5 protein-coding genes are annotated in these 8376 nt (G+C 53.2%); all 5 read left to right on the forward strand.

The window, feature by feature from the left end:
- The first annotated feature begins 158 nt into the window (after positions 1-158).
- The 5 genes from ACH2EH_RS22605 (at position 159) to infB (ending at position 8215) form a co-directional block, all read left to right on the forward strand.
- Complete coding sequence (locus ACH2EH_RS22605; protein WP_395145306.1) at positions 159-509, forward strand: DUF4276 family protein; 351 nt, start codon at positions 159-161, stop codon at positions 507-509.
- Positions 510-707: 198 nt separating this feature from the next.
- Positions 708-4241: an Eco57I restriction-modification methylase domain-containing protein gene (locus tag ACH2EH_RS22610; protein ID WP_395145308.1), complete on the forward strand. Its 3534-nt coding sequence runs from the start codon at positions 708-710 to the stop codon at positions 4239-4241.
- Between the two features lie 354 nt (positions 4242-4595).
- Positions 4596-5756 (forward strand): transcription termination factor NusA, encoded by a 1161-nt coding sequence (gene nusA / locus ACH2EH_RS22615; protein ID WP_395145309.1) that lies wholly within the window; start codon positions 4596-4598, stop codon positions 5754-5756.
- A 3-nt stretch (positions 5757-5759) separates the two neighbouring features.
- Positions 5760-6041 carry an RNase P modulator RnpM gene (rnpM, locus tag ACH2EH_RS22620; RefSeq protein ID WP_395145311.1) on the forward strand — a complete coding sequence of 94 codons (282 nt, stop codon included), beginning with the start codon at positions 5760-5762 and terminating at the stop codon, positions 6039-6041.
- Positions 6042-6187: 146 nt separating this feature from the next.
- Positions 6188-8215 carry a translation initiation factor IF-2 gene (gene infB, locus ACH2EH_RS22625; RefSeq protein ID WP_395145313.1) on the forward strand — a complete coding sequence of 676 codons (2028 nt, stop codon included), beginning with the start codon at positions 6188-6190 and terminating at the stop codon, positions 8213-8215.
- The last annotated feature ends 161 nt before the right edge of the window (positions 8216-8376 follow it).

An 8376-nucleotide genomic window follows, 5' to 3' on the forward strand; every position in this document is an offset into this window, starting at 1 on the left:
AGGCGTAGGCTGCTCAAGAGCAAAACAACCATTCGCGTTGGCTCAGCATTCCATGCGGACGCGGAGCAAGCTCCGGGGAATGTACCCGTACGCGATTCACTAAAAATAACAAATCCGTGGGATCGAGTTAGCTCTATTGAAGTGGAAATATTAAAAGATTGCACAAAAAATACAAAGAATTATATAATTTTATACCTTTTATTGTACTACACGAATACGAAGCTTTGTTATTTACAGATATTCAGCAACTAGACTGGGAGTTTGTAGAAGACCATGAACAAATTAAAATCGCAAATCTTGTTCAACAAGCTTCTTTGTTCACTTCACCGGAAGAAATTAATCAGGGACAAAAAACAGCACCTTCAAAGCGTATCGAGGAACAATTTAAACAATACGACAAACTGAAAACAAATATTGGCGTCAAAGTGGCGGAACGAATTGGAATCACGGCGATACGGGAGAAATGCCCACACTTTAATGAGTGGCTCACGCGGTTGGAGAACTTGTGACTGCTGACTTGTATTCGAGGGGACAAGTCCCTCTCGCTGAGGGCTATCGCCGGGCACCCTCACGGGTGCGGGAACTCGTCTTACTCGTCCGTGAGGACGACCCGCGAAGCGCCTAGCGAGAGGGACTTGTCCCCTCGAAAGAATAAATCACACCACAATGAGAATGTCTTACACTACCTGTAGAAAGAATTTTTGATCATGGCGATACTCAACGCACTGAATGCGAGAGACTTGCTGGAGTCGTTTTTATTCACGCGGCTCTTTATGGAAGAATTAGGCTGGCTGAACCCTTCCGCGCCGCTGTCGGAGTCACTCATGGTGGAGGAGATTTCCTACACACTGAGGCGCATTGCTCACTTAGGGGGCGTGATGGTGCTCGAAGTGCAGGCGGAGAGTGGGTCTATTCCCGATGCGAAGACACGCGTAGTGCTCCATAAAGAGGTGAGCAAGCGGCACCATGAGAACTTGCTGATCTTCGTGGACGCGGCACGCACACAGAGCCTCTGGTACTGGGTGAAGCGCGACGGCAAGAAGAGCTATCCGCGTGAGCATCTGCTCCTCAAAGGCGTGCCGGGGGATTTGTTTCTCGCCAAGCTCTCGGCGATGGTGGTGGACATCAGCGAGCTAGATGCACGTGGCGATGTGAGTGTGGCGGAGGCGGCGCGGCGGCTCCAGAGTGCGCTGGATGTGGAACGTGTCACTAAGAAGTTCTTTGGGGAGTTCAAAGAACAGCATAGCAAGCTGATTGACCAGATCGAAGGGATTGATGATCCTCGGCAGCGGCGCTGGTACGCGTCGGTGCTACTCCATCGGCTGATGTTTGTGTACTTCTTGCAGTCCAAGGGCTTTCTGGATAACGATAACCGGGGGTATTTACAGGAAAAGCTACGCGGCGTGGGGTCTTTGCCGATTGCAGTGAGTGACTCGGGGGGGTTTACGGAGGGCTACGCCTACTACGAGGTTTTTCTCAAGGCGCTGTTTTTTGAGGGGTTTGCCAAGCCGAAAGAAAAGCGGCCTGAACCGGCACGCTCGCTGGTGGGGGAGATTCCCTACCTGAACGGCGGGCTGTTTCTGCGGCATACTATCGAGGAAGAGAACCCCAGTATTCGCATCCCTGATCAGGCTTTTGTGGAGCTGCTTTCTAGCGAGGAGCCTAAGGGGTTGTTTGCGCGGTACTCGTGGCAGCTCGATGATACACCGGGGGGCCGCGCCGATGAAATCAGCCCCGATACGCTGGGGTATATCTTTGAGAAGTACATTAACCAGAAGGCGTTTGGTGCCTACTACACCCGCCCGGAGATCACGGAGTACCTGTGTGAGCAGACTATCCACCGCTTGATTCTCGACAAGGTTCATCAGCCCGCCCTGCCGGGCATTACGAAGGGGCGGCACTACGACAGTCTTTCCGAGCTACTGCTGAACTTAGACGCGCCACTCTGTAAGGAACTCCTGGAAGTGATCTTGCCGCGCCTGTCGCTACTCGATCCGGCCTGCGGCTCGGGTGCGTTTTTGGTGGCGGCGATGAAGACCCTCATCAATGTGTACAGTGCCGTCACAGGGCGTATTCCGTTTCTCAACGACCGGGGTCTGGATAGGTGGCTGGCAGACGTGCACCAAAATCATAAGTCGCTACCGTATCATATCAAGCGCGAGATCATCACCAAGAACCTTTATGGCGTGGACATCATGCCGGAGTCTATCGAGATCGCCAAGCTGCGTCTGTTTCTGGCCCTGGTGGCGTCGGCGCGCACCGTGGATGATTTAGAACCACTGCCTAATATTGACTTCAACTTGCTCTCGGGCAACTCGCTGATTGGCCTGATGCACGTCAATGACCAAACTTTCAACGACCGCTACGGCGTGGGTGATCTTTTTGCCAAGTCGTACAAGGAGCTTTTAAGCGAGAAGAACCTCGCTATCCGCAACTACCAGAGCGCGTCGGGCTACACCGATCAGTTGCAGGCGCTGCGTAAGGAGATTGAGGACAAGAAAGCCGAGGCGCGTCCCATTCTCAATGCGATTCTGACCGATAACTTCCGCGACCTGAGAATTAAGTACGAGCAAGCGACCTGGGACGATGCCAAGAACCAGGAAGGAAAACCCACTAAGCGAGCCGTCACCGTCGCCGATGTAGAAGCACTGGAGCCGTTCCACTGGGGCTATGAGTTCGACGAGATCATCCACGGACGCGGCGGCTTCGATGCTATTATCACCAATCCGCCTTGGGATGTATTTCAAACTGATGAAAAAGAGTTTGCATCTGAATATGATGACACAATTCAAAAAAATAAAATTCGTATTGAAGATTGGAAAACACAGTTTTCTAATCTTATGAAAGATGATGAATTTAAAAAAACATGGTTAGATTATGCGAGTCGATTTTCATTTGTTTCGCAGTATTATAAAAACTCTCCGCAATATAAAAATCAAATTTCTAAAGTAAATGGAAAAAATGTTGGCTCAAAAATTAATTTATATTCTTATTTTACAGAACAATCATTTAATCTACTACGTAATGGTGGTCAATGCGGCATTGTTATACCAAGTGGTATTTATACCGATTTAGGTGCAAAACAACTTCGTGAAATGCTTTTTAGTGAAACTATCATTACAGGTCTTTTCTGTTTTGAAAATAGAAAGATGATCTTTGAAGGAGTAGATAGCCGCTTTAAGTTTGTCGTTCTCAGCTTTGATAAAGAAGGTCATACAGAATCTTTTCCCACAGCCTTTATGCGACACGAAGTTAGTGAGCTAGTAGAGTTTCCAAAACGTGGTGCCCTAACTCTTTCCGTTGAAACCATCAAACGCCTCTCACCTGACTCGCTTTCCATTCCTGAATTCAAGAGTGAAATAGATGCCATAATTGCCGAAAAATTAGCAACGTATCCACGTTTGGGTGAGCAAATTCAAGACACTTGGAATCTTAGTTTAACTTCAGAATTTAATATGACTACCGATAGCTATCTTTTTAAGACAACATCCGCACCAAATTGTTTTCCGCTTTATGAAGGAAAGATGATTCATCAATTTACTGCAAGTTTTGCAAAACCAAAATATTGGATTATTGAAAAAGAAGCTCGTGCTAATCTTATAAAACAAAATGAAACTGATAATGGTCAAAAATTAGACTATCAATATTATCGTCTTGGATTTAGAGATATTGCACGTAATACTGATGAAAGGACAATGATTTCGTCAATCATGCCTCCTGCTTTTCATGGCAACAAATTTCCAACACTAAAGCAGTTTAGTGAAAGTGGAGAGCGAATTATTTCGTATTTTGAGCAGTTATTACTATGCTCTATTTTGAATAGTTTTATTTGTGATTGGGAGCTTAGGAATAGAGTAACTACGACAATTAACTTTCATTTTGTGTATGCGATGTTTGTTCCTCGTTTGACTACATCCGATCCCTGGTTCTCCCTTCTCGTCAATCGAGCGGCCAAACTCATCTGCACCACCCCTGAATTCGACGATCTCGCCGCCGAAGTTGGACTTGGCACCCACGCCAACGGAGTCACCGACCCCGCCGAGCGTGCTGTCCTCCGCGCGGAGATAGACGGCATTGTCGCGCATCTCTACAACCTCACCGAGGACGAGTTCAAGCACATTCTCAGCACATTCCCGCTGGTCAAAGACCCCGTCAAAGCCGCCGCACTGCAAGCCTACCACGACATCGCAGACGGTAAGATCGTCCCGCCACGCACACAGCCCGCCGCGACGCAGAACTAGGAACTACCTCTCCCCGCCGCTGAGACGGCGACCCTCTCCGGCTTCGCGAAGAAGGTAAAACGGGGCGTGGGTTTCGTTACTTTAACCCTTCGCGAAGCCGGAGGGTGGCGAGCCTAGGCGAGCCGGGAGGCAAGAGCGGCACGGAACCCACACCGTAACGAAAACGCGAAACAAACGCGAAAAAACGAGGGGTGCCGTTGCGCGGAGAATCAGGAATATGATAGACTAATTATGCAATCGTGGAGTGCGCTAGCACTTCATAACTGACATCAGGCGCAATCAGAAAGCGAGCCCAACGGCGCGCTTTTTTTATTCTGTGCCGTAAATCTACTCTGTGGAGGGAGACGACCGAAGATGAACGCGGAATTTATAGAGGCACTGCGCCAGATCGAGCGCGAGAAGGACATCCCGTTCGACACCCTCTGGCAGGCGCTGGAGGCGGCAATGTCCACGGCGTATAAAAAGACACTGGGCGTGGACCATGATGTTAGCCTGCGGCTTGAGAATGTCCCCAACAAGACCCCTATCTATTTCCGCCGCCGCACGGTCGTTGAGAGTGTCGTCAGTCCTCATGCCGAGATCAGCTTAACGGAGGCGCGTACCAGCCACAATGCCAAGGTCGAGCTAGGGATGATCGTCGAGGATCGCCTGAGCGACAAGGACATGGAGCGCATGAGCCGGATCGCCGCCCAGACCGCCAAGCAGGTGGTTGTCCAGCGTATCCGTGAGGCGGAGCGCGACAAGATCTTCAATGAGTTTGACCAGCGCCAGGGCGAGCTAATGACCGGCACGGTGTTCCGCCGTGAGGGCCGCAATGTCATCATCAATTTAGGTAAGATCGAGGCGATTCTTCCTGAGAAAGAGCAAGTTGAGAGCGAGAACTACCGCCACAACGAGCGATTCCGTTTTTTGGTACTGGATGTCCGTAAAGGGGCGAAAGGCCCGCAGGTCATTGTCAGTCGCTCCCACCCGAGCCTGATCCGCCGCCTTTTTGAGATGGAAGTGCCCGAGATCGCGGATGGCACGGTCTCGATCAAGTCCGTGGCACGCGAGGCGGGTCAGCGCAGCAAGATCGCCGTCACTTCCAAAGAGGAGCGTGTGGATCCCGTGGGCTCCTGCGTCGGGCATCGTGGCCAGCGTGTGCAGGCCGTGGTAGACGAGCTACGCGGCGAGAAGATGGACATCGTGCGCTGGGGGCAAGATACCCGTCTGTTCATCACCGAAGCGCTCTCTCCGGCGAAAGTGGCGTCGGTGAAGGCGGATGAGGAACAAAAATCAGCGTTTGTGGTGGTGCCGGATAACCAGCTCTCTCTGGCCATTGGCAAGGCGGGACAGAATGTTCGGCTCGCAGCACGCTTGACGGGCTGGCGCATTGATATTCGCTCGGAGTCGCAGATGGCCAAAGACCGGCTGGCACCTGCCGCCGTGGTAGCGCTTCCAATAGAGGCTCCCACCGATGATGAGGGCGCGGATCTGCCGCCGATCACCCTAGCTGACTTTGACGACGAGGAGTAGGGGATGTCCCCTGTAAAGCGTCAGCCGATCCGCACTTGTGTGGCGTGTCGGACGGCAGGTGGCAAGCGGGGGCTCCTGCGCCTCGTGCGGCTTCCTGAGGGTGCCGGTATCGCGCTGGACCCAACGGGAAAAAAAAGTGGGCGAGGCGCGTATCTCTGCCCCACCTCGGAGTGTATCGAGCTAGCCGTAAAGCGCAAAGCACTGGAGCGCTCTCTCAAGATTTCTCTCACCGAGGAAATTCTGGTAGCGCTCCGGGCTGCCATATCGCCTGAAAGTGCGATATGATATTCGTTTGGAACCAGTGAGGGGGCCCTAGGGGCCCTTTTTGCTGTGTCACCCCGAAGAAAAAATCTATTTGTCGGAGGAGCGTCCCATGAACGAATAAGGACGTGACCGCGCTCCATGCGAGCGCAAGCGGAAAGAGGTGTGCGATGCCGGTGAAAGTTTTCGAACTGGCCAAGGAATTAGGGATCTCCAATCAGGAGATCGTCAGTCGTCTGGATAAGGCCGGAGTGGGCAAGTTTGCTCCCTCGCAAGAGCTGGACGATACCACAGCAACAAAAGCGCGTGAGGTTCTCGCCGTCCCTGCGGAGACAGCCACAGCAGCCCCTGGGAGCGATACCATTGTCATCCCTGTCAATGTGACCGTCAAGGAGCTGGGGGAGAAGCTTGGGGTTGGCCCCAGTGAAGTACAAAAAGTCCTGATGGGCATGGGTGTCCTCGCGGGACTGAACCAGAGGCTTGCGCCCGATGCGGTGCAAAGAATCGCAAAAAAACTCGGGAAGACCGTCGTGATTGGGGAGGCTCCCGAAGCCCCCGCGGCAACAGCCGCAGCGCCCAAAGTAGCTCCCACAGAGAAACCCAGCGCCACCGCCCGTCCGCAGTCTGCGCCCAAGTCGTTTAGTAACAAAGGCAAGCCCACCGACTCTGTCCCTCGTCCCCCTGTGGTGACGATTATGGGGCACGTTGACCACGGCAAGACCAGCCTGTTGGATTTCCTGCGCAAGGCCCACGTTGTTGATGCCGAGGCTGGTGGGATCACTCAACACATTGGTGCCTACCAGGTCGAAATTGATGGCAAGCGCATCACTTTCTTAGACACACCGGGCCACGCCGCCTTCTCCGCCATGCGCAAGCGTGGTACGTCGGTGACAGACATTGTGATTATTGTCGTTGCCGCCAACGACTCCGTCATGCCCCAGACCGAAGAGGCCATTCAAGTGGCGCTTCAGGCAAAAGTGCCTATTATTGTCGCGGTGAACAAGTGTGATCTTCCTGATGCAAATCCGGACAAGGTTCTCACGGATCTCACGCGCTATGAGCTGGTTCCGGAAGCCTACGGAGGCACGGTTCCCACCGTCAATATCTCCGCCAAGACTGGCCAGGGAATTCCCGAGCTGCTCGAAGCAATTCTGCTTGTCACGGAGATCGAGGTAGACCCCAAGGCGGATCCCCACGCCAAGATGCAGGGCACGATTATCGAGGCCAAAGTGGACAAAGGCCGCGGGACAGTCGCTACGGTTCTGGTTCAGCAAGGAACCCTGCGGCAGGGCGATAATGTCGTGGCCGGAGGCATCTTCGGCAAGGTGCGCGGAATGACCGACGAGCGCGGAACCAAGCTGGTCAAAGCGGGGCCTTCCTCGCCGGTAGAGATCATCGGCCTCGGTGGGGTGCCGGATGCAGGTGAGCGCATCGAAGTCGCCAAGGATGAGAAAGAGGCGCGTGCCCTTGCTCAGCGCCGTGGAGACCGGATGCGCGAGGCGAGGTTTACGTCTAACGGCAACCTCACGCTGGAGCAGCTCTACGCACGGCTCCTGTCGGGCCCCATCAAGGAACTCAACCTGGTGATCAAGGCCGATGTACAGGGCAGTGTCCAAGCCATCCGAGACAGTGTCGAGCCTCTGGGTAACGACGAAGTCCGGGTGCGGGTTCTCTCCGCAGGAGTCGGCCCCATCTCCGATAGCGATGTACTGATCGCTTCCGCGGACCACCAGGCCGACGCGAAGAACTGTATGATCGTCGGTTTCAATGTCGGGATGGCGGGTAATGCCACGAAAAAGGCGGAGGCCGAGCACGTTCAGATCAAGATCTTCTCAATCATCTACGAACTGATTGATGCGGTCAAAGACGGCATGCTAGCGCTTCTTCCTCCGATCTACGAGGAAGCCATTATCGGCAAGGCCGAGCTACGACAGATGTTCCGTCTGCCCGGAAATCGCTCCATTGCAGGCTCCTATGTTCTTGATGGGGTGATTAAACGCAACTCCAGTGTCCGTGTCTTCCGAGGCAAGGACATGATTCACGAAGGGCCCATTGAGACGCTCAAGCGCTTCAAAGACGACCAGCGAGAAGTGGCTACGGGCTATGAGTGTGGCATCACTCTGCGTGGCTACAACGAGCTGCAAGTGGGCGATATCTTCGAGTGCTACGAGATGCGCCAGATCCAGCGCGAACTCTAAAGCAAAAAACGCCCCCCAGAGCAACTTGCTCTGGGGGGCGTTTGTGGTTTGTTAGCCAGTTAAGCCTACGGCAGGACGTGTGAGACTGCTGCAGCGGTACCGACGGAGCAGGTAGGATCTGCACCAAGGACACCCAGGGTATAGGTTCCGCTCGACGGACA

Source organism: Armatimonas sp. (genome assembly GCF_043760365.1).
Taxonomy (GTDB): Bacteria; Armatimonadota; Armatimonadia; order Armatimonadales; family Armatimonadaceae; genus Armatimonas.